General features: G+C 59.8%; 21 protein-coding genes and 1 other RNA gene. 13 read left to right on the top strand and 9 right to left on the bottom strand.

Translation table 11 applies throughout. The annotated features are described in order from the left end of the window. From PLJ71_18740 to PLJ71_18725, 4 genes are all read right to left on the bottom strand, one after another. Positions 1–215 (bottom strand): GxxExxY protein (locus PLJ71_18740; GenBank protein HQM50730.1); only part of this gene is annotated, 215 nt, incomplete at its 3' end. 300 nt (positions 216–515) lie between these two features. Further along, an RNA gene (gene rnpB / locus PLJ71_18735) (RNase P RNA component class A) lies at positions 516–888 on the bottom strand. Positions 889–970: 82 nt separating this feature from the next. Beyond that, positions 971–2,695, bottom strand: coding sequence for a glycosyltransferase family 39 protein (locus PLJ71_18730; protein ID HQM50729.1), 1,725 nt, complete (start codon positions 2,693–2,695; stop codon positions 971–973). A 167-nt stretch (positions 2,696–2,862) separates the two neighbouring features. Next, positions 2,863–3,492 (bottom strand): hypothetical protein, encoded by a 630-nt coding sequence (locus tag PLJ71_18725; GenBank protein HQM50728.1) that lies wholly within the window; start codon positions 3,490–3,492, stop codon positions 2,863–2,865. A gap of 263 nt (positions 3,493–3,755) precedes the next feature. Here PLJ71_18725 and PLJ71_18720 point away from each other — a divergent pair, with 263 nt between their 5' ends. Beyond that, entirely contained in the window at positions 3,756–5,105 is a 1,350-nt protein-coding gene (locus PLJ71_18720; protein ID HQM50727.1) for a DegT/DnrJ/EryC1/StrS family aminotransferase, read from the top strand. A gap of 183 nt (positions 5,106–5,288) precedes the next feature. On the opposite strand, the gene PLJ71_18715 is transcribed toward PLJ71_18720, so the two are convergent. From PLJ71_18715 to PLJ71_18705, 3 genes are read right to left on the bottom strand one after another with little or no spacing between them, the layout of a single operon-like run. Beyond that, positions 5,289–6,443 carry a uroporphyrinogen decarboxylase family protein gene (locus PLJ71_18715; protein HQM50726.1) on the bottom strand — a complete coding sequence of 385 codons (1,155 nt, stop codon included), beginning with the start codon at positions 6,441–6,443 and terminating at the stop codon, positions 5,289–5,291. Between the two features lie 46 nt (positions 6,444–6,489). Next, positions 6,490–7,254: a hypothetical protein gene (locus tag PLJ71_18710; protein HQM50725.1), complete on the bottom strand. Its 765-nt coding sequence runs from the start codon at positions 7,252–7,254 to the stop codon at positions 6,490–6,492. Beyond that, positions 7,251–8,015, bottom strand: a complete 765-nt coding sequence (locus tag PLJ71_18705; protein ID HQM50724.1) for an amidohydrolase family protein — start codon at positions 8,013–8,015, stop codon at positions 7,251–7,253. Before PLJ71_18705 ends, PLJ71_18710 begins: the two co-directional genes overlap by 4 nt. Positions 8,016–8,242: 227 nt before the next feature. On the opposite strand from PLJ71_18705, the gene PLJ71_18700 reads away from it, so the two are divergent. The 3 genes from PLJ71_18700 (at position 8,243) to rpsI (ending at position 11,415) form a co-directional block, all read left to right on the top strand. Next, positions 8,243–9,994, top strand: coding sequence for a sialidase family protein (locus tag PLJ71_18700; protein HQM50723.1), 1,752 nt, complete (start codon positions 8,243–8,245; stop codon positions 9,992–9,994). A 550-nt stretch (positions 9,995–10,544) separates the two neighbouring features. Then, positions 10,545–10,973: a 50S ribosomal protein L13 gene (rplM, locus tag PLJ71_18695; GenBank protein HQM50722.1), complete on the top strand. Its 429-nt coding sequence runs from the start codon at positions 10,545–10,547 to the stop codon at positions 10,971–10,973. A gap of 37 nt (positions 10,974–11,010) precedes the next feature. Further along, the gene (gene rpsI, locus PLJ71_18690; protein ID HQM50721.1) at positions 11,011–11,415 is read left to right on the top strand and encodes a 30S ribosomal protein S9; all 405 of its coding nucleotides are present in this window, start codon (positions 11,011–11,013) and stop codon (positions 11,413–11,415) included. A 170-nt stretch (positions 11,416–11,585) separates the two neighbouring features. Here the strand turns inward: rpsI and PLJ71_18685 are convergent, their stop codons facing one another. Next, complete coding sequence (locus PLJ71_18685) at positions 11,586–12,749, bottom strand: exo-alpha-sialidase (GenBank protein HQM50720.1); 1,164 nt, start codon at positions 12,747–12,749, stop codon at positions 11,586–11,588. Positions 12,750–12,892: 143 nt separating this feature from the next. On the opposite strand from PLJ71_18685, the gene hflX reads away from it, so the two are divergent. From hflX to PLJ71_18660, 5 genes are all read left to right on the top strand, one after another. Then, positions 12,893–14,182, top strand: a complete 1,290-nt coding sequence (hflX, locus tag PLJ71_18680) for a GTPase HflX (protein HQM50719.1) — start codon at positions 12,893–12,895, stop codon at positions 14,180–14,182. Next, positions 14,179–14,649, top strand: a complete 471-nt coding sequence (locus PLJ71_18675) for an NUDIX hydrolase (protein ID HQM50718.1) — start codon at positions 14,179–14,181, stop codon at positions 14,647–14,649. Before hflX ends, PLJ71_18675 begins: the two co-directional genes overlap by 4 nt. A 159-nt stretch (positions 14,650–14,808) precedes the next feature. After that, positions 14,809–15,447, top strand: coding sequence for a hypothetical protein (locus tag PLJ71_18670; GenBank protein ID HQM50717.1), 639 nt, complete (start codon positions 14,809–14,811; stop codon positions 15,445–15,447). Between the two features lie 24 nt (positions 15,448–15,471). Continuing rightward, positions 15,472–15,861 carry a transcriptional regulator gene (locus PLJ71_18665; GenBank protein ID HQM50716.1) on the top strand — a complete coding sequence of 130 codons (390 nt, stop codon included), beginning with the start codon at positions 15,472–15,474 and terminating at the stop codon, positions 15,859–15,861. Positions 15,862–15,939: 78 nt separating this feature from the next. Next, positions 15,940–17,484, top strand: a complete 1,545-nt coding sequence (locus PLJ71_18660) for a DUF4173 domain-containing protein (GenBank protein ID HQM50715.1) — start codon at positions 15,940–15,942, stop codon at positions 17,482–17,484. Positions 17,485–17,558: 74 nt separating this feature from the next. Here the strand turns inward: PLJ71_18660 and PLJ71_18655 are convergent, their stop codons facing one another. Then, on the bottom strand, positions 17,559–18,692 hold the full coding sequence (locus tag PLJ71_18655) for an aldose 1-epimerase family protein (GenBank protein HQM50714.1): 1,134 nt from the start codon (positions 18,690–18,692) through the stop codon (positions 17,559–17,561). Between the two features lie 117 nt (positions 18,693–18,809). On the opposite strand from PLJ71_18655, the gene PLJ71_18650 reads away from it, so the two are divergent. The 4 genes from PLJ71_18650 to pdxH form a co-directional block, all read left to right on the top strand. Further along, complete coding sequence (locus tag PLJ71_18650) at positions 18,810–20,399, top strand: hypothetical protein (GenBank protein HQM50713.1); 1,590 nt, start codon at positions 18,810–18,812, stop codon at positions 20,397–20,399. A 362-nt stretch (positions 20,400–20,761) separates the two neighbouring features. Then, the gene (gene pta / locus PLJ71_18645; GenBank protein ID HQM50712.1) at positions 20,762–21,760 is read left to right on the top strand and encodes a phosphate acetyltransferase; all 999 of its coding nucleotides are present in this window, start codon (positions 20,762–20,764) and stop codon (positions 21,758–21,760) included. Between the two features lie 71 nt (positions 21,761–21,831). Further along, the gene (locus PLJ71_18640; protein ID HQM50711.1) at positions 21,832–23,091 is read left to right on the top strand and encodes an acetate kinase; all 1,260 of its coding nucleotides are present in this window, start codon (positions 21,832–21,834) and stop codon (positions 23,089–23,091) included. 43 nt (positions 23,092–23,134) lie between these two features. Further along, positions 23,135–23,681: pyridoxamine 5'-phosphate oxidase (gene pdxH, locus PLJ71_18635; protein HQM50710.1), on the top strand; the 547-nt coding region annotated here is incomplete at its 3' end.

Here is a 23,681-nt window from a genome sequence, read left to right as displayed (position 1 = left end):
ATGAGGTCTGCACGAAACCCTTCGTCGAATTGGAGCCCGCGAAGCTCGATGGGGATGGGAACTTGCCGTGCCGCGCGCAGACCCCGGGCCTCCAGATCGCGTGCAAGAACCGCTTCGTACACTGTTTCCAACAGCCCGGGACCCGTCTCACGATGAAGCGCCACCGCGCAATCCAAAATGATGCTTCCTGTCTCACTCTGTTTCGGAGGATTCAATCTTTGTGTTCTCCGTGTCTCCGTGTGAGTTCATTCCTGTTTTTATGGAGACAAGAAGATCCCTCCAGCGAGGGCTTTCTTATCCGCCGATTGGGGAGATAAGCCTGCTCATAGAACTTGACGAGAGACATCCCGGCGTGACCTTCAGAAGGCAGAGCACCTCCCATATGATGGGGCAGACGGAGCTTTGCGCCTGCAGCTCTCGGTCGCTTCCCGCCACGGGAAGTCATCCGGCGTGCGCGTCTGGCCTCTTCCCGCAGTGGGAAGGGATACAAGTAACGCCGATCAAGAAAGAACACTGCGGTGAGTGGGCCTATAAGCCGAGTTCTGTCCAGGACGGCGAACCATCCCTGGGCGGCCATTCATCTCGGGCCTGTGTCGCCACAAGCCTCTAGCTTCCTACCCGGGGGCGGAGCGGGCCACTCCATCGCCCCCCTATTTGGAATTGCTCCGGGTGGGGTTTGGCGAGCCGGCTTGTTGCCAAGCCGCTGGTGCGCTCTTACCGCACCTTTTCACCTTTGCCGGTCCGCAATAACGGACACCGGCCGTGTCTTTTCTGTGCCACTTTCCGTCGGGTCGCCCCGCCTTCGCGTTACGAAGCACCCTGCCCTGTGGAGCTCGGACTTTCCTCGGCACCCCTTGTAGGGGGCGCCGCGACCACCCGGCCCACTCACACCGATACTATTGTACACGAGCCTGTCGAAAACAGGAAATCCTATCAAGGGATGCAGTACCAGCGGTTTGGAGACTTTGCCCTACCCGCCGGGCGCGTGGCTGGGCGGATGCTCAAGCAGAGGAAGCGAGGCGTTGCCGATCATCAGGTATTTCTTGCTGGTGTAGGGCCCCATAAGTATTTGATATGCCTTTGGTTGCAAGGAGATTTGCCCATTCTTGAGATCTCTTTCGCGAACCAGGAAGAAGTAGGGGGTCTCCGCATTCAATCTCTCTTGAACGATCGTTGGGTTCAGTTGTATCGGGACCGGAGCTGCGGCGTAGAACGCGAACGCGGGAGTGAACGGATTCCGGAACCATCCGACTTCGACCTGGTATCCCGCGCGAAGCAGTCCGCCGGCGGTCTCTGCCAGTTCGCGCGGTGAATTGGCGCCCGTGTAGTAAAAACTCCGCACTGAAAGCAACCCTGCCACGACGACAAGAAGGGCCTGCAGCGCGATACCGTGCACGCGCCATGCCCTGTTGCGGACGGCCCATGCGCCTGCCGCAAGCGCCACGGCTCCGAGCAGGATGGTCTCTGCAATCAGGGTAGGATGGCGCAGGGCCACGGAGGCATAGATAGGAGCAGCAAGCGCGAGGACGCTAAGAATCACCAGCAGGGCGCTTCCCCAGTGGCGGGTCCACGCCGTCATCCAGTTGGGGGACTGCTTCTCCAGCACGTTCGTCAAATGCACGCCTGTGGCTCCAAGAAGAAACGGAAACGCCGGCAGGATGTACTCATATTCCTTCCCCGCGATGAGAGAGAATGTCAGAATGCTCAACCACGCCATGACAATACAGAGCCGGTAGTTGGACCCGTTGGTCTGCCATTCGTGTCTAGACGCATGAAAGGGAAACAAGAAGCCCCATGGCGCGGCGAGCAGCGGGAGCGCTACAAGATAATACAGCGGGCTTCCGCTGTTAATGTCCGTGGCCGTATGGGTTCGGGTAATTACCTCTGAACTCAACAGCTTCCGGACGCTGTCCCATCCCTGCGCATTCAATACCGCCAGTGCCCAGGGAGAGGCAAGGAGAACACCGATCAGGATAGTGGCGAAAGCAACACCGGTCGCCTTGGCTCGGCTGGCTGGGGCGTTTCGCCATGCCCATACGGCCGTGTACGCCATCACAGATGCGAGGGCAATTGGAAATGCCAGCATACCGGTTAGTTTGAGCAAGTATTGGACCAGGAGCGCCAAGGCAGTGAGCATGGCAAGCCGCTTCATGGGCTTCAGGCCAACGTCGCCTCTGGTGATCAGATAGGCTGCCCAGGCTGCCCCGAGAAAGAGGACGGGGGCCGGTCCCTTCAACATGATGGCAGCGCCCATCGCCAGACCCGCGCCAACGGTGAGCCAGACGCCGCGAAAACGGCGTTTGGATTCGATGGCCGCCCAGCAGGCGGCGATGGCCAGAAACGTTGCAAGGGTCAGTGGCACGTCAATCTCGGCCCAGCGGGAACGTTCGAGAAAATAAGGAGAGGCCAGAAGCCCCAGCGCAGCCCATCGTGCCGGATGCCCGCCCAGCCTGGCCCGGAAGACAACGTAGACGGCAAGGATCAGCGCCACCGCACACGCGGCAGTTGGAATTCTGGCCGTCAGCGCGGAGACTTCTCCAGTAGCTCTGTACACGCCGGCGATGGCCCAGTAGAGCATTGGGGGTTTGGCCAGATACGTCACACCATTGATCGTAGGCACAATGAAGTCGCCCGATCGGAGCATCTCTGCGGGCGGGGTGGCGCGCTGGCCTTCGTTGTCAGTACAGACGTCCATGCGCCCCAACTCAAGAAAGGCTGCGAACGAAGCCAAAAAGAGAAGAACGAACCAAAAGTGTTTATCCTTGAGAGACTTCACTGGACACGGACCTACCTTGACTATTCAGCATACTCGTTGCGTGCTGGCAAGCGGGTAAAGACCACGCGATGCGCCGTTCGCGAGAGTTATTCCGCGTAGCGCAACTGCTTGAGCAAATTGCCCCGGCCGCGCTCGATCTTGCGGCCGTATTGCGCCCGCTCGCCCACATATCTCCGCTGGGCTTCGGGCACCGTCATACGCTTCTTCTCGGGCGCCCTGCGCAGGACCTCCGCTTCTTTCGTTTCGCGCGGCACCTGGTCGGTGGCCTTCTGAGCGGCATACAATCCCGCGACCATGGGAAGACCCTCGGAGGCTGTGATGGCCGTGCCTCCCACTTGGCGGGTGTTGCGAAGGAGCGGATCGGCATTCAATATGGTGTTGGGTTTGCTTAATTCATCGTAAGGGCGAGGCTTCGAGCCGGCCATGCCCATACAGGTGCTGGCGCTCAGTTCGAGCAGCCCCGTGCCAATCCCCTCGAATATCTTGACGCTACCCAGGATAGGCAAGTGCTCGTTGCCCTCTTTCAAGGATTGGAGCGACTGATAGATCAGCGCACGCACACCGCGGCCGGTGGTCTTGAAAACCTGCAGCGCCGGCTCGGGATGCTTCTCCCAGTACTGGTTATCATCGAGCTTGCCCTTCTCAGCAGACCACGCGGTCCCTGCCAACGCAACGCTCAACAACAGTGCAAACGAAATCCTCAACACCTTGTTCATAAGACATTCACCTTGGTTACCTATCCCCTGATGCGACGTGCATTTGTCTCACACACCATGATTTAGTGTACCTGAATTTTTCTCAAATGCCAAGAGATTACCGCGAGACTCCCCAAAGGTGCCGGAACAGGCGTTTTCCTCTGTGGCGGCCAGCGTGGCGCGGGGCGCTGCTATTCGTTTGATTCCGGAATCAGGTTGGAACATTATAAGAGCAAGGGACAATTCCTTTACTTGAACACGGAATACGCCAGGAGGGACAGGTAATGAAAACGAAACCGAATGCTCCTTTGACCAAGCGCCGCACATTCATCAAGGCCGCGGGCGCGCTGGGTGTGGGCCTTTATCTCGGCGGAGCGGTGAAGGGCAGGCCGGCCCTGGCAGCGCAGGGCAAGAATGAGGCCTTGGCGCTGAACGGCGGCCCCAAAGCCGTCACCGCGGAGCTCGGAAATGCGACGAAGTGGCCTCTCTATGGCGAGGAGGAGATCCAGGCGGTTTCCGAGTTGTTGAGGAGCCCGGGCTATGGGCCCATAGCCGAGTTCGAGGAAGCCTGGAAGGCCTATCACGAGTGCCCGTACGTGAAGGCCCACTGCAACGGCACGAGCGCGTTGACCTCGATGATGTTCGCACTTGAACTTCCCCCTGGCAGCGAGGTGCTGGTGCCAGATTTCAGCACGTGGTTTCCTGTGGTGCCAATGCGGTTTTTTGAATTGGTGCCGGTGTTTGTGGACGCCGATCCCCGGACGATGAACATCTCGGTCGAGGACTGCAAACGGCGGCTGACGAGCAAGACCCGGGCGATCATGCCGGTCCACTGGTACGGTCTGCCGTGCGACATGGACGACATCTGCGCGTTTGCCCAGGAACATGATTTGCAGGTGGTGGAAGACGCCAGCCATGCGCATGGCGCGCGTGTCAAGGGGACCCTTGTCGGGAATTGGGGGCGCATGGCGGGTTTCAGCCTGCAGACGGGGAAGCCGCTGCCGTCGATCGAAGGCGGCATCGCCAATTACAAGGACCGGGGAGACTACGAGCGGGCCGTCACGTATGGGAACTACGACCTGCCCAGGACATTCCCGGAAGACAGCCCCTACCGAAAATACCAAGGCACGGCGTTCGGCTCGAAACTGCGCATGCACCCGGCGTCGGCTATTCTTGCCCGCATCCAGCTCAAGGGCCTGGATGAGCGGAACACCGCCGGAGTTGCCCAGATTCGCCGTATGAACGATCGCCTGATGCAACTGCCCGGGCTTACCGAGCAGTACGTGCGGCCCGACGTCGAGCGGGTGTTCTACGCGAACAATCCCATGTTCATTGACGAGAAGAAGGCGGGAATGTCGCGTGCTGCTGCAGTGAAAGCATTGCAGGCCGAAGGCGTGAGTGTCGGTGAATACACCTGGACGCTGCTGCACTCGTATCCGATATTCCAGGAGGACAAGTGGTGGCGTCATATGCCGGTTCTGCCGGAAGAAGGTTCGGTGCCCGGATGCGACGAAATCAACCGTAAAGCCATTCACTTGCCGTATTGGACCTCGGACCAGCCGGAATTGATCGATCAATACGTGGCGGCCTTCGAGAAGGTCTGGGCGCACCGGGACGAATTGGGCAAAGCCTGATTTCACAAGGGACCAGGGGGCAACGAAGTTCCGGAGCGGGGGCGGGGTTTTGGAAGCCGCCGCCCCCCGGCCCTGAAGAGAACGAACAAAAGCCGCGGACCTGACCCGTCCGCGGCTTTCTTCCAGGACTTCCGCGACCGCGGCCAAGCTGCTTTCCCCTGCCTCAGCCGCGGAATTTTCTGGTTATGAGAAGGTCTCGCGCATGCGGTCGCAATAGTAGCGGACGTTGTCCCATTTCGCGTCGGGGGCCAATCGGTGGTCAGGGCAGGGGACGTAGGCGCCCAGTTCGACCAGCGGCTTGAGACGCTCGACCTCGGCGTCAATGGCGGCCCGGTCGCGTGCGAACACCACCTTGTTCATGCCGCCAACGCCGCGAAGCTCTTTGCCATATTGCTTGCGCCATGGGGCGATGCTGGCGTTCCAGGTGCCGACCTCGATGGGGAACATGGTGTTGACGCCGTTGTTGAGCCACGTGGGAATTAGCGCGTCGATGCATCCGTCGCAATCGAGGGAGACGATAGTGATGCCGTAGCTGTTGACGAGTTCGGTAATGCGCTTGTAGTGAGGGCCGACCTTTTCGTCGAAGACCGACGGGATGATCAGCGGCCCATTCTTGAAACAGATGTCTTCCCAGAAATGGGCGAAATCGAATTTTGCGCCGCTTTCGAGGGTCATCTTGACCGCCTGGTACGAGAGTTCGGCCCGGGTGTCAATGATTTCGGTAAACAGGGCGTCATCTTCCGCGAACAGGTAGCTGGCGCCGGTGACGCCCAGGATGTTGCGCACTTCGCCGAAGAGGCTGCCGCAATGGAGTCCGTAGTAATAATCCCGTTCGTCCTTCTGGAGAAACTCGAGACCACCCTCGTTCCATGGGACCATTTGTGCGTTCACCAGGACCTCCGACCCGGTCACGCGTGCAGGTTTGAACTGAAGGCGGTGTTTGTAATGTTGTTCCCAGTCTTTGCGCGTTTTGAGGAGATGGTCTATCTCGGCGGGGATGGACGTCGCGCCGGGTTTCTCGAGTTCGATAACGCCCCAGGCGTTGCGGACCTTCTTGCCCCCGTCGGGTAGTTCCTCGATAACCTCGCGTTCGAAATCGGGTTTCAACCCGGTGTTGGGGCTGTAGCAACAGTAGTAATTGAAGTCAAACCCGAGTTTCTCGCTGATCACGATGTCCCAGGGATTGCCGTCGGCCCACTCGTCTGCCTCTTCTCGGGTAATGTGGCCCTCGGCGGCCCATTTGTCGAGGGTATCGGTCCAGAATCCGAAATGGATGATGGGCATTCTGTCGTACGGTTTGTAATTCAGGATTGCCAGAACGCGCTCGCGGTTTGTCATGACAGCCTCCCCAGATGACCAGAAAGTACGTTCAAGGATCGTTACATCACTTCAGTGCAGGTATCAACTTGATGATGTTCCGCCATTCGATGGCTTCTCGGTCGCGTTTTGCCAGACCGCACTTCTCGAGCGCCAATAATGGAGCGGAACCGTACCGCAGGAGCATGGTCGTGCCCACGGCGAACGTTGCCGCGCCGTGTTCGGCAATCTCGTCCGTTAACCGCAATCCGTTCCGGCCCACAAAGAGCGTGATGTCATACAGGCAGGCCGGTTTCGGGCGGGGCTTGTCGAGTACGCGCCGGAAATTCAGCATGAGAAACTGGGCATTGGGGAATTGCCCGGCGGCGTAGCGGACCGCCGTCTCGTCGGCTTCCCGGCCGGGGTCGAGGCGGTGGCGTCCGCGCGGATCGACGACGCGCCAATAGAACGCGACCCGCATGCCAATCTCGTGCGCCGCGGCGATCAGTTCGAGCGCACAGGGCTCGGTCAAAGCGTATCCATGGTAGCCCGGGGTCAGGCGAAGCACGGGCATTCCGAATTGTTCACGGCACTGGCGCAGGTCGTCGCGCCAGCCATCGTAAAGGGGGTTGAGCAGGGCGCAAGGGACAAGGCGGTCACCGTGGCGCCGGAGCTCGCGCGCGAGTTCATGGTTGGATTCGTGCACGTCTTTGTAGAGCAGCCCATTGAGATTTCCGGTCAGGGCTTTGCCGATGCCCAGGCGGTCCATTTGTTTGAGCAGGTCTTTCGCTGTCCGTTGCGGAAGCGCGCGAAATGGCCAGTGGCCAATCCATGTATTTGCGTCAATAATCATATGGCTCTTCTCGCAAGGATTCGGAGGAAATTGGCGCTGTAGAGTTTGGTGCGCTGGGATTTGGTCAGTGTTGCGTCAACAATCTTTCCAAGGCCGCGTTCCATGCTGCCGTCGCACGCGAAGAGAAGCCGGTCGATCCCGAGTTCGCGCACGCAGCGCTCGATCATGCCCGCGTCGATAACCGAGCCACTGGTGTCGAGAAAGACGCTGGGAGCTTCGCGCAGTCCCTTGAGCTGCCGTTCCCAATCGCCGCCCCCGCCGATGTGCCCGCAGATCAGCATCGCTTCGGGGTAGCGTTTGGCAACGTCGGCGAAGTGGGCCCCGGTCGAAAGGCGGGGTTGTTGCTGGCGCAACTCGGGCGCCGCGGGATATCCCGCGTGCATGAGGATGGGCACGCCGAGTTCAATGCATCGCTCAATGACGGGAAACTGAACCGGCTCGTTGATGCAGTATTGATGGTACAGTTTGACTCCCGTCATGCCGTTGTCGACGACGCACCGGGTGATCTCGTCCTGGGCTTCCCGGAAATAACCGGGGTTGACAAAGCACATGCCCAGAATTCGGGTTGGATGCTTTCTCATGGATCCCAGGATGAGATCATTGTGTTTGCGGACCAAGCCGGGCACGGCTTCGTCTTCCGTGATTGGGGCGGAGCAACAGATCCGATCGACACCGTAAAGGTCCATGCTGCGGACGGTATCGTCCGCCGACATGAAGTATGAGCCGTCGATAGAACAGTGACCGTGACAGTCGATGATCATACGAATGGTTCCAAGGCCGCCAAAAGCTCGTTACCTGGGAATGGTACGGATTGAATGTGCGGATATCAACGAATTTCCCTTCTCTTGCGCTCTAGAGGAAGCGCGAGTCTTACTTGCCGCGCGTGAGGAATTGTCCGGTTACACCTGACAAGGGGACGCCCAAGACGTTCTGTTCGTTTCCCCCATATGCTATAGTCAAAGGCGCCTAACTTGTCAGGAGAAAATATATGCTTACCCGAACCATCCGTGCCGCTCTTTTCTCTGCAATTGCAGCCTCGTCTTTATGGGGCGCAGGGCCTGTCCTGGCCGCCCAGGAGGGTCCCGGGAGGCTGTCGGCCGCTCAGAAGGCCGATATTGAGGCGGTATCGGAACCGGTTCTACTCGGGCCGCGCAGGGGAGGGGTGATCCTGCTGCCCGACGGCGCCCTCAAATCTTTCTACGCTGAGACTGGCGAGGGCGGTCTGTATAAGAATTACTCGGTAACCTCGCCAGACGGCGGAGTTACCTGGGGCGAGCCGCGTTTCGAGTATGAGGGGCCGCGCGCATTTCTACCCCTCCTCGACCGGGATGGGGAATTTCATCTCTTTCCCATGATTGTGCGCCGGGAAGGAGAAGGGAAGACCGTCGCCGTCGATTATTTCATCGACATCTGGCATATCAAAACGCGTAACGGAGGCACGGAGTGGGACAAGGCCAAGGTGATTTTCGAGGGTTATGTGGGTTCCATCAACGGCGTGACCCAGTTAAGCACGGGCCGCATCGTGTTACCCTTTGCGGAGTGGTTGCCAGACCGGAAGACAGGGCCGCCGTGCGGCGCCAATGTGGTCACATGCGTGTATTCGGACGATGGGGGAGACACGTGGCACAAGTCGCCGTCCGAACTCACCGCGCCGACCTATACGGATTTCAACGGCAGTGGTTACGGCGCGTGCGAGCCGTGCGTCATTGAATTGAAGGATGGCCGCGTCTACATGCTTGCCAGAACCGACGCCGGGTGCCTCTATGAATCCTACTCGCCCGACGGCGCGGCGTGGGAGCCCCTGCGTCCCACGGAATTCCTGGGTACGGACGCACCGGCGGGTTTTCTGCGGATTCCGGATGGCCGAATTCTTGTATTCTGGAACGGATGCGAGAAACCGCCGCGGGTGAACGGTGCGGGCGTGTATGGCGGGCGCGACGCGCTGCATGCGGCGATTTCCGATGACGAATGCCGGAGCTGGCACGGATACCGCGAGGTGTACCGCGACCCCACTCGCAACAATACCCCTCCGGAAACGGGCGATCGGGGCACCGCCTACCCGTATCCGTATGCGGCGCCCCACGGAAAAGTCATCGTGATGACCGGACAAGGTCCCGCCAACGGCATGTTGGTTTTTGATCCGAACTGGCTTCTGGAGACGCACCGTGAGGACGACTTCTCGGGGGGGCTCGACGGCTGGTCCGTGTTCAAGCATTTCGGCGAGGTGAAGCATTGGTGGCAAGATCGCGTCCAGAGTCCTGTGCTTGTGGAGCTGCCGGACGCCCGGGGCGGCAAGGTATTGCACGTCCGCCGTCCGGACGACAAGGCGGGCGACGGCGCGGTCTGGAATTTCCCGATGGGCCGTAAAGGGGTCCTCACGCTGCGCGTTCTTTTGCGCGAAGGCTTTGGAGGGGCGGCGGTTTCTCTAATGGACCGGTTTTTCGATCCCACTGACCCGAATGGCGAGCACGAGGCCGTCTTTTCGCTTCCTATCCGGCCGGATGGCCACATCTCCGTGAACGAAGTTATCAAGGTGGGCGACTGGCACACGCTGCGCATTCAATGGGACGCGCCCGGACGGACCGCGGTGGTATATGTAGATGAAGAGGCTCGCGTGTATCTCCCGCGCTCGTATCGCGAGCCCCGGGGCATCAACTATTTACGGATGCGCTCGACCGCGCCTGAGGTGGATGCGGCGGGAATGTATATCGACTATGTCACGGTCGACGTGAGCGATTGAGGCTCGGGTTCGCGTTGTTCGTGGTACCGTGAGCGTCCGGCACGGAGAGGAATTGGCTCCGGCGCGCCAAGTGTCCTCCGCGCGCCCTGGTCGCCGGATAACAAACCTCTCGCTGGAGGAATGTTATTGTCTCCATAAAGACCAAGGATGAACTCACACGGAGACACAGGGAAAACGGAGATTGAATCCTCCGGAACAGAATGAGATAGGATGCATCATTGTGAATTGCGCGGTGGCGCTTCATCAAGAGACGTGTCCCAGGCTGTTGGAAACGGTGCACGAAGCCGTGCTTGCGCGCGATTTGGAGGCCCGGAGGTCTGCGCGTGGCACGTCAGGTTCCCATCCCCATCGAGCTTCGCGGGCTCCGGTTCCTCTGTTTCCTTTGTGTGAGTTTCCCCAATCGTTGTGTTATCCGGTGATTTGGGCGCACGCGCGAGTATTTCTTGACATTCGGTTTTGCGTCAGGTAGACTTTGGGTTCGCGTTGTCCTCGCAAAGTGGTGATACCTGTGCTTTTACGGCCGTACAGGGCCGTTGAGGAGAAAGAAGCGGTGAAAACGTATGTCCCCCGTAAGGGAGATATTCAGAAGAGATGGTTTGTCCTTGACGCCAAGGGCAAGGTACTCGGGCGGGTTGCCGCGGAGGCCGCGAAATTACTGCGCGGCAAACACAAGCCGCAGTATACGCCGTACCTGGATTGTGGCGACCATGTGGTGATTATCAATGCCGATAAGGCGCGCATCACGGGGAAGAAGGCGCAGGCCAAGAAGTATTACCGGCATTCCGGTTACCTTGGCGGCATCAAAGAGACCACCTACGAGAAACTGGTTGCTAAGCACCCCACGCGTGCCATGATGTTTGCTGTAACGGGTATGCTCCCGCACAACAGACTGGGGCGGCAGTTGGCCCGGCGCGTTCGCATCTATGCGGGTGGCGAGCATCCGCATGAAGCGCAAAACCCCGAAACGTACACGTTCTAGCTGAACCGAAGCAGAGTATCGAAGAGAGGAACCCCAAGTGGCAGTCGACGCAAAGACCAATGAAGTGGTAGCCATCGGGCGGCGGAAGAATGCATCCGCGCGCGTGCGCCTGAGACCCGGAACGGGCCAGGTGATCGTAAACGGGCGGCCTTTGGACGAGTACCTCGCTCGCGAGGTGCTGGTGATGCTTGCGAAACAACCGTTCGATGTGACGGATACCGTGGACCGGTTTGACATCCGCGCCCGCTGCAGCGGCGGCGGGTTGATGGGACAGGCAGGCGCGCTCCGCCTGGGCATTGCCCGCGCGCTGGTCGAGCTGGATGAGAAGTACCGTCCTGCGCTGCGTAAGTATGGCTTACTGACCCGCGACGCCCGCGAGGTCGAGCGCAAGAAGTACGGACAGCCCGGCGCGCGCAAACGCTTCCAGTTCTCGAAGCGGTAATCCGCCCGGCTATACAACGAACAGCGGCCACGCCCACGGATATGCGAGTTCCGCGGGCGTGGTTTTCTATTTCAAGACGGACTTATGGGGCCGGCAGGACCCCGCCGTGCCCCGGTTATCCGTCGGCGGATATCTCGTTTGGGGGCACGGATAGGCCGCCGCCGGTCTGTCTATTCGAACACCGAGGACGGTATCTGCCAGCAGCGGACGCGTTCGCGGCGCCAAGTGTAGCACAGAGCGGCGCCGTCGGCCGTGAGGACTATGGCCGGGTAGGAATATTCGCCTTCCCCGGTTTCGAGGCTGACAAGGTCCGTCCACGTCTCGCCATTGTCGGTCGAGACTGCCAGGTTGAGGGGGGTGCGTGGGCCCCAGTTTTTTCCGATAGGGTTGTAGAGCAATAGAAGGCGGCTATCTTCGAGTTTCAGAACGTCAATGCCGCTGTTGTTGTTGGGGAGACCGGTGAGGCGCATAGGCGACCAGGTTCTCCCGCCATCGGCCGAGTCGGCGCGTCCGACCTTTTCCGCTGCGGTCCGCAACAAGGCGTGCACGTTTCCGGGGGATGATTCCCAGAGCGTTGGTTGGATGGCTCCTATACCGGGGATCTTCACGTTGTCGATGGCGAAGTCTTCGGTGCGGGTCCACGTCTTGCCGTCATCGTCAGAGCGGTCGGCGAAAGGCTTCCATCCCTCCAGTTCGGTCGAGGCGGGGGCCAGCCATGCGCCATCGGAGAGAATGATGGGCTTGTTCTTCACGGGGCCGCGACCGCCCTTGTCGCCAGGCACGAGTTCCTGGGGCGCTGTCCACGTCACTCCGGCGTCGGTTGTTTTCATCCAGTAGGTCTGCCAATACGGGATTTCGGGCCCCACCTTGAAAAAGAGAAATGTGCCGGTTCCAGAGGCGGTGAATAAGACCGGATTCCAGTGTGCGGTGTCGTTCACCTTGGCCAGGCGCTGGGGCGGCGCCCAGACGCCGTCCGCGAACCGTGAGAACCAGATGCCCACGTCGGGGTCCTTTTCTTCGGTGCCGCCGAACCACGCACCGAGCAGCACGCCCGGGGCGGGCTGGGTCAGCGTGGATGCGTGGCACTGCGCGAACGGGCGTTCGTCGCCGAACACGAAGTCGATTCTGCCGCCGTTCTTCAGGACCTTGTCAGCGAATGCTTGGGTGTCGTACGTTGTTTCAGGCAAAGGAAACACCTCCTCGAGCGGCGTGGGCGCAACTGTGGTTTCGGTCTCCGCGGGTTCGGGCGCCGCGTGCGCGCTCGATGCACACAACGCCACCATGAAGGCCATGCCTGCTCGTCCCGCCATACACAAGTGAAATTGCTTCGTCATAATCTTCATTTTCCCCGTCATCTTGAGCCTTCAAACAAGGGTGTCTTGATCGTGCGCATAGACTAAGGGTATGAGGACGCAGATTCAATGGTCCCGTACGTGATATAGTGAGTGTGTTGGCGTTTCATTTGAAAGATAATGGGATGGAGCAGGAAAAGCGCGAAAGACTGATCGAACTGGAGCATCCACCGGTGACGGAAACCGCCGTTCTGGTGCGGTTGATACTTCCGCCGGATGACCCTGGCGATGTCGAAGAATCCCTGGAAGAGATGAAGCGGTTGGCGTGGACGGCCGGCGCTGATGTGGCTGTGACGGTTGTGCAACGGCGGCCAAAGCCATGTCCCCGCACGCTCATCGGACGCGGCAAACTCGACGTTCTTAAAGCGGCGTGTGAAGAGCACGAAGCCGGTCTGGCGATCTTCGACTGTAACCTCGCGCCAAGCCAGTGCGCCAACATTGGCGACGCCCTGGGGATAAAGGTCGTCGATCGCACCCAGTTGATTCTGGACATTTTCGCGTTGCGCGCCCAATCCAACGAGGGCAAGCACCAGGTCGAACTGGCCCAACTCGAATACCTCCTTCCGCGTCTCACGGGCCGCGGCTCGGCGATGATGCGCCAGCAGGGCGGCATCGGGGTGCGCGGACCCGGCGAACAGAAGCTTGAAGTGGACCGCCGGGTGGTGCGCGAACGCATCCGCCGTTTCAAGGCGGAGTTGGAAGGCACTCGTAACCGCCGCCGCATCCAGCGCAAACGCCGTATTGAGGGCGGGATCGGAACCGTCGCACTCGTCGGTTACACGAACGCGGGAAAGTCGTCATTGCTGAACGCCCTGACCCGGGCGGGTGCGTTCGTTGAGGACAAGCTGTTCGCTACGTTGGACACCACCACCCGCAGACGCGCCTTGCCGAGCGGCCGCGAGGTAACTTTCACGGACACGGTAGGGTTCATCCGTAATCTCCCGCATTCGCTCGTTGCAGCCTTCCGCGCCACGCTCGAGGAGGTCAACGAAGCGGATGTGCTGTTGATGATTGTCGATGCATCCCATTCCGCCGCTGAAGAACACATGAAAGCCGTGCGCGGCGTTCTCGATGAGATCGAGGTAGGGGAGAAACCGAGTGTTCTCGTGCTGAACAAGATGGATATCGCCACGCCGACGCAGGCCCACGAGTTGGAGGCGCGTTTCGGGCGGGGCGTGCGCGTTTCAGCGAAGACCGGGGCCGGCATCGAGGATTTGCTCCGTGCCATCGATGCAAATCTGACGCCGCAATTGTGCCGCGTTCAGCTCCGCATTCCTCAGCACAAGGGCGGCATTGTGGCCCGGGTGCACGATGCCGGAAAAGTCCTGCGCCAGGAGTATGAAGACAACGTGGTGGTGCTCGACGCCGAGATCGACCCCGTGCTCCGGCGCCAGGTGGCCGAGTACATCGTATGACCGAGAATGGTGGATTGCCGCCGGTTCCACGTATCCGCGCCGCCGCGATCTTGCGCAAAGGCGACAGTGTTCTCCTCGTGCAGCACCAGAAAGAGGGGCAAACGTATTGGCTCCTTCCCGGCGGCGGTGTGAACTTCGGGGAATCTCTTGCCGAAGCGCTGCAGCGCGAGGTTCGAGAGGAAACCGGCCTGGACATCTCGGTTGGGGACATTGCGCTGGTCAACGACAGCCTTTCGCCTGACAAGCGATGCCACATCGTAAACATCTGTTTCTGGGGGGAGGTTCGAGGGGGAATTCTGACAAAGGGTAGTGATCCCCGGCTGTGCCAAGCCCGGTTCGTGCCCATTCGGGATATTTCCGGCTTCTCGATGCTCCCCGATCTCCGCGGACCGTTGAGCCGTCTGTTGTCATCGCCGGGCATCTCCGGTCCCACCTATTTGGGAAACCTGTGGCGGGACTTGCCCTGAGCCAGTCAGCCAGCTGGGGATTGTCGCACGAAAGAGCGGCGTGGATGTCATTTGCGGGGAGGATGAATAGCGCGTTCGGGGCGGGCAAGGAAACTTTCATGGCCTTTTAGACATAAAGTACTTGGCAAATGCGATGAGTAAGAGTACACTGGCGGAACGATGAGTAGTGAACCGGCAGAGAGACCCGGGGGCGGCGCCCCGGTCCAGCTTCACGAGCGGGCGATGGACAACCTGGCCTTTATCCGCGAGGCCATGACCCGTTCGTCGTCGTTCACGTCGGTACCCGGCTATGGACTGGTGATGATGGGCGTGGTAGCGCTGGCGGGAAGCTACTGGGCGGCCCGGCCGGGTACGCCCTGGCTCGCCACATGGATGGCCGCCGCGTGCATCAGCGTCACGGTTGGGGCCATCACCATGTACCTGAAGGCGAAGCGGAACAGGGAATCCCTCTGGATGGGACCGGGGCGCAGGTTCGCGCTGAGTCTCGCGCCGCCGATTGTCGCCGGCGCGGTGCTGACTCTTGTCCTGACCCGCGTTGGGGTGCGTCATCTGTTGCCGCTCACGTGGCTGCTGCTGTACGGCGTGGCGTGTGTGACCGGTGGCGCTTTTTCCGTTCGGGTGGTCCCGCTGATGGGGTTGTGTTTCATGCTGCTGGGAGGCGGTCTGGCGCTGTTGCCGGAGTATGGAGCATTTCGTCTGGCCGGTCCGATGACGGCAGGCGACGTGTTTCTGGCGGCGGGCTTCGGGGGGGTGCATATCATTTTTGGAATTATCATTGCCTTGCGATACGGCGGTTAATCTGCCGTTGATGGGAGCAGAACGATGGGTAGACGCAATACGGTCGAAAGACAAGCCGCAGCCGAAGAGAAGCAGGCAAAGCTCCGGGAAGTCATCCAGGGGCCGGATGGCGCGAAGGCGCCCGAGCCCATGGAGCGCATTATCCACGAGCGTATCCGGCTGGCGATTGTGAGCGCTTTGGCCGTTAATAAATCCTTGACCTTCAGAGAGTTAAAGAAGCTGCTCGCAACCTCGGACGGTAACCTGAGCGTACACGCCCGGAAGCTCGAGGAAGCGGAATACATCCACTGCGACAAGACATTCGAAGGCCGCATGCCCAAGACCGAGTACCGGCTCACAGCTAAGGGCCGGAAAGCCCTCGAACGGTACTTGAGCCACATGGAAGCGCTGATCTCCGCGGTCCGGAACAAGTGAGGAGCCTCGCTCCTCCTCCTTTTTTGCGCATAACCTTTGTCATACAATGTACTTTACAGAAAAGGAGCCGGGGACGCCATGGAACAAGCCGACGCCGATTCGCATACGGATAATGAACCACAGACCGCCAGAACCGGAGTGAGCCCCGCGTTGCGCTGGCTGCTTCCCGCGACGCTTGTCTCTGGCGCGCTTGGCGACCTGCTGCTGCGCGCTCTGCCTTACGGACTGAACGCCGCTGTATGGGCGACCGCGGTTTTGGCATGCGCCGTTGTGCTTCTCTACCGGCGCCAAGAGCGGCTATCCGCATGGGCGATTGCCTTGATCGTCTCGAGTTGGCTTTTTGCGGTGTGTTTTGCCTGGCGCGACGGCGCCTACTTGAAGTGGCTTGCGGTGTGCTGCTGGCTCGCCAGTTCTGCCTTGGCCGCGGGTGCAATCGGAGGATTCCCGCCGGCCTGCGCGTCGTTTCTGGAATATCTCGCGACGCTCGCGCGCGGAACCATGAAGATACTGTTCGGGGGATGGCATGCGTTGACGGCCGCAAACCCGAGGGAGTGGCGCGTAGATTCATTACGAAAACCATGGGTTTCGTCCGCGCTCCTGGGGGTAGTGCTTGCCGTTCCCATTTTGACCGTGTTTGGGGTACTGCTGATTTCAGCAGACCGGGCGTTCGGACAGCTGATTTCAAGGTTGTTTTCTTTTGACCTGCAATCCGTACGCCAACACGTTGTCGCCTTCGGAGTGAGTGCCTGGATAGGTGGTGGGCTCTTGGCTGCGCTAATTTTCGGGGTTGTGCGTCATGCCCCGAACGAAGGTATTCTTCGGAGTATCCGGGTGGGCGGAGTGGAGACCGGTATCGTGTTCGGAGCCGTCGATATGCTCTTTTTCGCGTTTGTAACCGTACAATTTCAATACTTTTTTGGCGGAAGCGGCCGCGTCGAAACCGTTGCGGACCTGACGTACTCGGAGTACGCCCGCCACGGCTTCTTCGAACTGTGCGCGGTGACGGCGCTGACATTGCTTCTGCAGTACTTCTTCCATTGGCTCATGCGCGATCGCGGCCGCCACGAGAAAGTGGTTTGCCGGCTGCTTTCGGTGGTTCAGCTGCTATTGGTGGGGGTAATCATGGTCTCCGCCCTGATGCGTATGAACCTGTACATCGACGCCTACGGGCTGACGCAGCTTCGGTTCTATTCTACGGCCTTCATGCTGTGGATTGGCTTCTCGCTGGCGTGGTTCGCGGTAACGGCGCTGTGGGGCCGCGCAAAGCGCTTTATGGTGGGCATGGTAGTGAGCGGGATGCTGCTGGTTCTCGCGTTTCACGCAGTGAATCCGGGTGGAATTATCGTTTCCTGGAATCTCGCCCGGACACGCGACGGGAAGCCGTTTGACGCCGCGTATGCCCTTTCCCTGGGCGCTGATGCGGTCCCCGGGCTCGTTGCCGCTATCGGCGAGCTGGACGAGCGCGACGCTGAAAGGGTGCGCCTCGGGTTGGGGGAGCAATGGGAGCAACTGCGTGACGCTGGCTGGCGCACGTGGAACTGGTCACGCGGGAACGCCGCTCGCGCCCTCGAGACAATGTTCGGTGACGGGGCTTCCCACACCGTCGCGAGCGCGGAACATTGAGCTGTCCATAGAAACCGGCGCCTCCCCCGCCTGTCAGGACACGGGAGGCGCTTGTTGTACTCAGGATTGGACGGTTACCGGGGCTTCTTTACGAAACGCTTGTAGCTGTCGACGATTTCCGTCTCGACCTTGCTGCAGGCGTTCCGCAGGGCTGCGACATCCTTCGCATTGGTCAACGCGCCGAACTCGAGATGCACTTCCTGACTCTGGCCGGGCCGGAGAGAATGCAGGAGGCCGAGCTTCTCTTCGACAGCGCGTCCCTCGACCCCGCAGTTACACGGTTCGAAGCCTACCACGTAATCCTGTTCGCCCATCTGCTTCCACTCGGCGAAGCGCGGAAGTTCTTTCTTATTGTACTTGAGGTAGACGCCGAAGCCCTCGCCCCTGCCCTTGAAGCCGCTGTTGACAATGGCCACCGTGACATTGCCCCGGTTGTCCGCGGCCATGTCGTGGTAATAGACCTTCTCCTTGTAGCCGTGGGTGGGGGGATCGAGCTTGTACCAGTTCTGCTTGTTGTCCCCGGCCTCGGCGTCGCGAGGGGCGATGTACCTGCTGGGGGAAATGATCTCCGAGCCCTTATCGACGGCCGGCCAGCCGATGTTGCAGTGGTACAGCAACATGTACTTCGTCGTCTTGAATCCATCGTTGGTCACCACATCGTGGATCCAGAAGCGTTTTTCGCCCAGCTTGGTGGATACGGTGCGCGTAAGGGTCAGATTCTCGCCGAACACGACCGTCTCGCGCATGGTTCCGGAAACGCTGAGGATATAGTCGTTCCCTTGCCATTCCTGGGTGATTTTGATGTTCTTCGCGGGCGTGTTGCCGATGCGGCCGTGAAGGCCCGTTCCCAGGAGCCCGCTCTTTTCGTCGGGAGCTCCCACGTTCATCAGGCCGCAGGTCGTGACCAGGCCGCCGAAATAGCTGCGGAGCCACCGGAGCCACTCGGCTTCGAAGTATTGCGGCGCTACATCGCCCGTGGTGGACCGCCAGCCCATGGCTTTGCCATTGAAGGACGCGGCGGAAATGTCGAGGCACCGGTCCAGCAGAACGGTCAATTCGAGGCCCGTGCCCGTGTGAATAATGGCCGCACGGGTTGGCCGCTCGTTGCCGTCATCCAGTTGCACGGTACGGATCCCGGCGATCTGGTCCATGTTGCCCACGCGCGTGCGCAGTTCTTTCGTGGTGTACTTTTTCCCGTAGATTTCCATGGTTACTCCCTCCGCACGGATCGATCCTTCGTTTGCACGATACTCTAAGCTTTTGACGCGGCGCGTGCAAAAACATTCTGGAAAGGCACTGCCGGCACGGGTACACTGAACGCCGGTATGGATACGGTTGCCGCCACGATAGAACCCGCCCTCGCTCACGTTCGCGAGCTTCTTGCCGCGCGAATTGACGAGCCGGCTAACGCCCAAGAGGACCTCGACGACGTCCTGAACGACCTTGCGTCCGTTAAGCTGTGTCTTGACATCTTTCGCCCGCCGGAATACGCGGCATGCGACCCCGCCGAATGGCTGAAGGAGCATGCGTCCCACATACGGAACGAGCGGTGCTCTGTCCTGTTGGACGCCGCGTCTCCCTGCGTGTTTGACCGCGCGCAAGCCTGGGCATGTCTCTCATCGCTTATTCACAGCGTGGAACTCTTTGAAGACGCCGTTCTGGTCGCCGAACTGTTTGAGGAAGACGCTGTCCCGCGGATAGCCCTTATTCTGGATGGTCCGGGCTCTTTCCCTGCGCGGCTTCTTATAGGGGGCATTCTGCCTATAGCGTTTGAAACATTGTGCGAACGATGGACGGTCGCGACCCGCGGCGGCCGGCTCGACCGAACCCCCTCAGGAATGGAACTCCGGTTGAAGGGCATGCGCGAACCGGGCCCTTCCGACGAAGGCGTCTTCCGGCTCGCAGAAGATTTTTCGAAGCTGCATTCGGCACTGAGAGCGTGCGGATGGGTGAAGGAGGGCGGTTCGAGATCGGATGCCGCATTGCAGGACGCGCTCGATAAGGTCGACGCCTTTCTCTCACTTCTGGACGGCGACATCCGAATAGAACCCGCTGATTTGCGGCGGACCATTGACGATGCCGTGTCCGCGAATGCTCAAGAGGCCGCGGAGCGTTCCATCGCGATTGAAGTCTTTGTTGAAAGGCCGATTCCTCCCATTGCAGTTGTGCGGCGGGTGCTCGTCAGGGTCTGGAACGCGATACTTCAGCACGCGTTTCGCCTGTGCCCCCGCGGGGGAAGGGTCTCGTTCATGGCGGATTACGACGCGCCAACACGCAGGGTTTCAATCGTTATCGAGGTCGAAGGCACGCAATGCGAAACTCGGGACACCGTATATCTGGCATCGGTTCGCAGGGGCGTCCGCGACATGCACGGAGGCGAAGCGCATGCTGCGGCGGAGAAGAGCGGGATGCTGTTCACGCTCCTGCTGCCGGACCGTGTGGGACAGACCCTCGACGGATGGCTGCCCGGCTGGGATGGGTTCTCGGAACAGTCCCAGCAGATGCTTCGGTTGTTGAAGAGCGGCGGCCAGACCCCGCCCGAGGATTTTCTGCTGGGCGGCATTCTCGAGAATGAACTCGAGCGCTGGCTGATGCCCCTGCTGACGCAACCCGCGGTTGTGAACATGGTTCATGAAGGCCTTGCGGACGTGAATGGAATTTCCGGCTCCTCAGAGGCACGGCTCGAAAAGGTCCTAAGCCAGATCAAGCGTGGAAAACCGAAGAAAGAGGTAGTGCGGCCTCCTTATGCCGGAGAACTGCTCTGGGCCTTTCGCGCGCCGGACCAGCGAAAAGCGCTTCGGCTTGACCGCATCGGCGATGAGGCTCTCCGCGACCTGTGCAGCTCGTTGGTCCACTCGCCCGTGGACCATTTGCGCTGTTTGAGGCACGTCGCGCGGGTGGTTCGGACCGGGTAGAAATACGGAGCGGGGCGGAAGGCTCAAAGGGAACCGGTCGTGCCGCAGCGCGCTCGTTTGCATTGAACCAGACCGGGGGGGCAGTCTCGAATATCTGGAAGTCCCGGCTATCCCGATTGTCAGGTTACGTTACGTTGACACCGCTTTGACCGTTGTTCTAGACTACGGCGTGTTGGCCGCCAATTGCGACACGTCGAGTACAGACTGCCCTTGGGAAGCGACATCAACGAATCAAGAATCGCTCAAAGCCGTGATGCGTTGCCCGCATGCGGTGTCCTATGTATTGTTTTTCGACGTTTCAACAAGAGCATCACTCTGCGTATACTGCCTGAGGGCTGTCACTAGGAAAGGGTGGGTAATAAATGGGGTTCGCTGAATGGGTCATCGAAAAAGCACAGAGCAGTCCGAGAAGGATCGTGCTTCCGGAAAGCGCCGATGAACGAGTGCTGAAAGCCGCGGGGGAAATCCAGGCGAAGAACATCGGGCCGGTCACGCTTGTTGGTGAACCAGACAGCATACTGGGCAACCTGAAGAGCCTCGGCATCACCCAGAGATTCGAGATCGTTGACCCGGTCAAGGCGCCGTGGGCGGATGATTTCGCCCACGAGTATTTTGAGATGCGCAAGCACAAGGGGGTCACGGAAGAGCAGGCCAAAGCCGTGATGAGCAGTTGCATTCCCCACGGAATCATGTTGCTGCACAAAGGGAAGGCGGATGGCCTGGTAGCCGGCGCCGCGCATTCCACGAGCGATACTCTTCGGCCGGCGCTCCAGATTCTGAAGACCGCGCCCGGGGTGAAACTGGCTTCGAGCTTTTTCTTCATGGCCTTCGAAGACGTAACGTATCTTTTCGCGGATTGCGGTCTGGTCGAGGATCCGGATGCCGAACAGCTCGCCGAGATCGCAATCGCCACGGCACAATCGGCCATCGGTTTCGACATCGAACCCACGGTCGCTCTTCTTTCATACTCGACGAAAGGCTCTGCCAAGAGCCGCCTCACTGAGAAGGTGGTCAAGGCTACCGAACTTGCCCAGAAGAGGGCGAAGGAAGTGTTCGGGGCTGACTCAAAGGTGCGTATTGACGGCGAGTTGCAGGGAGACGCTGCCCTGGCCGAGCGAGTCGGGCGCAAGAAAGCGCCCAACAGCGAGGTGGCAGGGCGCGCAAGGGTCTTGATATTCCCGAATCTGGATGCCGGGAATATCGCGTACAAACTGGTCCAGTACCTTGGCGGCGCCGAGGCTTATGGCCCAATCATCCAGGGGACACGTCTCCCGGTTAACGATTTGTCGCGTGGTTGTGTTCCGGAAGACATTGTCGGGGTCGCCGCGGTCACCGTGGTGCAAAGCCAGTTGCTGAGTTAGAACGCGTATGACTATCTGATTGCGAATGCCTGCGGGTGCGCAGTCCGTTTGCGGACTTGGAGAAGGATTCTATGAAGGTACTCGTGCTTAACAGTGGTTCGTCGTCGGTCAAATACAAAGTATACGAATATGGTCAGACGCCGGAGCCAATTGCAAAGGGAATTATCGAGCGCATCGGATTGACGGGACCTGGCATCAATTGCAGCTGCCGGCTTACCCATTGGGAGTCTTGTTCCTGCCACGAAGTATTGGAGAACCCGGAACGGCTGAAGGTAAAGAACCACTCCGATGCGATCAACACCATTTGCCAGATTCTTATGAGTGATAAGTGCGGCCTTCTTAAAGATATCGCCGAGATCGAAGGCATAGGCCACCGCGTGGTCCACGGGGGAGAGGAGTTTACCGGGTCGACGATCATCGACGATGCCGTGCTGGACGGCATTCGAAAATGCGCGAAACTGGCCCCGCTGCACAATCCTCCGGCCATCCTGGGAATCGAGGCCTGTGCGGAGTTTTTCAGAAACACGCCGCAAGTGGCCGTATTTGACACGGCGTTCCATCACACCATTCCCCGAAACGCGTACATGTACGGCCTTCCGATGGATTACTACAAGGAGCACCGCATCAGACGGTACGGATTCCACGGGACGTCGCACCGCTATGTCTCGCGCAAGGCGATTGAACTGCTGGATAAGCCCGCTGAAGAGACCCGGGTTATCACATGCCATCTGGGCAATGGGTGCAGCATTACCGCCGTGAAGGGCGGAAAGGCTGTTGATACCAGCATGGGCCTGACCCCTCTCGAGGGCCTCATCATGGGGACGCGGTCCGGCGATTTGGACCCTGCCATCCCTCTCTTTCTCATCCGAGAACTTGGGATGGGCGCCGCAGAGGTCGACGAACTACTGAACAAAGCAAGCGGGCTCAAGGGTATCTGCGGGAAGGCCGATGTCCGCGATATCGAGCGCCTTGCCGCCGAAGGCGATGAAAAATGCGCGCTGGCATTGAATATGTTTTCGTATCGCGTTGCCCGCTACATTGGCGGCTACACCATGGTGATGAATGGGGTGGATGCCATTGTTTTTACGGGCGGAATCGGCGAGCACGGCGCCGCAATGCGGGCGCGGATTCTCCAGAACGCCGGCTATCTGGGACTGAGAATTGACGCCGGCAAGAACGAGCGTTCCGAAACGGATATCTCGGCCGCCGATTCCCGGGTTCGCGTGTTCGTCATTCCCACCGACGAGGAATCGGTTATTGCAAGCGACACAGGGCGCTTGGTCGAGGAATCGCGCAGTTCAAACTCCAAAAAGGCAGCCTTGGTCAAGTAGACTGGCCGCTGGCGCACCTTGAGCAGCGCCGGAAGGCTTTGTTGTGTTGATACCTGACGTATCCGACCCAATTGCGCTTTTCGATACGTGGCTGCGCGAAGCCCGTCAAGTCGGAGTACATCTGCCCGAGAGCATGGCCCTGGCTACCGTAGCGCCCGGAGGGCAGCCTTCCGTTCGAATGGTTCTGCTGAAACATGCTGATAGCGATGGTTTTGTGTTCTATACAAACCTCAACAGCCGGAAAGCCGCGGATTTGAAGGCCAATCCGCGGGCTGCGCTCTGTTTCCACTGGCCGGAACTCGGCAGGCAGGTGCGCGTGGAAGGCAGCGTAACCCCGGTGAGCGGCGCGGAGGCGGATGCTTACTTCGCGACCCGCCCAAGGGAAAGCCAACTCGGCGCGTGGGCGTCGCGCCAGTCGTCTGTTCTGGCCAGCAGAGAGGAGCTCGAACTGCGGTTCTCCCGGGCCGGGCTGGAGTATCAGGGCCGGGACGTACCCAGACCACCCTTCTGGTCGGGCTGCCGATTGAGACCCGCTCAAATCGAATTCTGGAAAGAGTTGCCCAATCGGTTACACGACCGCGTGCTCTACA

The organism is Candidatus Hydrogenedentota bacterium (assembly GCA_035416745.1).
Lineage (GTDB): Bacteria > Hydrogenedentota > Hydrogenedentia > Hydrogenedentales > SLHB01 > UBA2224.
Note: the sequence above shows the minus strand (reverse complement) of the source record. Positions and strands in the feature narration are given on the sequence as shown.

What these genes read in the sequence shown, in the direction of transcription:
- PLJ71_18700 (HQM50723.1), top strand. Translation starts at nt 8,243, where the DNA reads ATGCTTACCCGAACCATCCGTGCCGCTCTTTTCTCTGCAATTGCAGCC.
- PLJ71_18730 (HQM50729.1), bottom strand. Translation starts at nt 2,695, where the DNA reads ATGGACGTCTGTACTGACAACGAAGGCCAGCGCGCCACCCCGCCCGCA.
- hflX (HQM50719.1), top strand. Translation starts at nt 12,893, where the DNA reads ATGGAGCAGGAAAAGCGCGAAAGACTGATCGAACTGGAGCATCCACCG.
- PLJ71_18725 (HQM50728.1), bottom strand. Translation starts at nt 3,492, where the DNA reads ATGAACAAGGTGTTGAGGATTTCGTTTGCACTGTTGTTGAGCGTTGCG.
- pta (HQM50712.1), top strand. Translation starts at nt 20,762, where the DNA reads ATGGGGTTCGCTGAATGGGTCATCGAAAAAGCACAGAGCAGTCCGAGA.
- PLJ71_18675 (HQM50718.1), top strand. Translation starts at nt 14,179, where the DNA reads ATGACCGAGAATGGTGGATTGCCGCCGGTTCCACGTATCCGCGCCGCC.
- PLJ71_18655 (HQM50714.1), bottom strand. Translation starts at nt 18,692, where the DNA reads ATGGAAATCTACGGGAAAAAGTACACCACGAAAGAACTGCGCACGCGC.
- PLJ71_18640 (HQM50711.1), top strand. Translation starts at nt 21,832, where the DNA reads ATGAAGGTACTCGTGCTTAACAGTGGTTCGTCGTCGGTCAAATACAAA.
- PLJ71_18660 (HQM50715.1), top strand. Translation starts at nt 15,940, where the DNA reads ATGGAACAAGCCGACGCCGATTCGCATACGGATAATGAACCACAGACC.
- PLJ71_18665 (HQM50716.1), top strand. Translation starts at nt 15,472, where the DNA reads ATGGGTAGACGCAATACGGTCGAAAGACAAGCCGCAGCCGAAGAGAAG.
- PLJ71_18650 (HQM50713.1), top strand. Translation starts at nt 18,810, where the DNA reads ATGGATACGGTTGCCGCCACGATAGAACCCGCCCTCGCTCACGTTCGC.
- PLJ71_18670 (HQM50717.1), top strand. Translation starts at nt 14,809, where the DNA reads ATGAGTAGTGAACCGGCAGAGAGACCCGGGGGCGGCGCCCCGGTCCAG.
- PLJ71_18685 (HQM50720.1), bottom strand. Translation starts at nt 12,749, where the DNA reads ATGACGAAGCAATTTCACTTGTGTATGGCGGGACGAGCAGGCATGGCC.
- PLJ71_18710 (HQM50725.1), bottom strand. Translation starts at nt 7,254, where the DNA reads ATGATTATTGACGCAAATACATGGATTGGCCACTGGCCATTTCGCGCG.
- PLJ71_18715 (HQM50726.1), bottom strand. Translation starts at nt 6,443, where the DNA reads ATGACAAACCGCGAGCGCGTTCTGGCAATCCTGAATTACAAACCGTAC.
- PLJ71_18705 (HQM50724.1), bottom strand. Translation starts at nt 8,015, where the DNA reads ATGATCATCGACTGTCACGGTCACTGTTCTATCGACGGCTCATACTTC.
- PLJ71_18720 (HQM50727.1), top strand. Translation starts at nt 3,756, where the DNA reads ATGAAAACGAAACCGAATGCTCCTTTGACCAAGCGCCGCACATTCATC.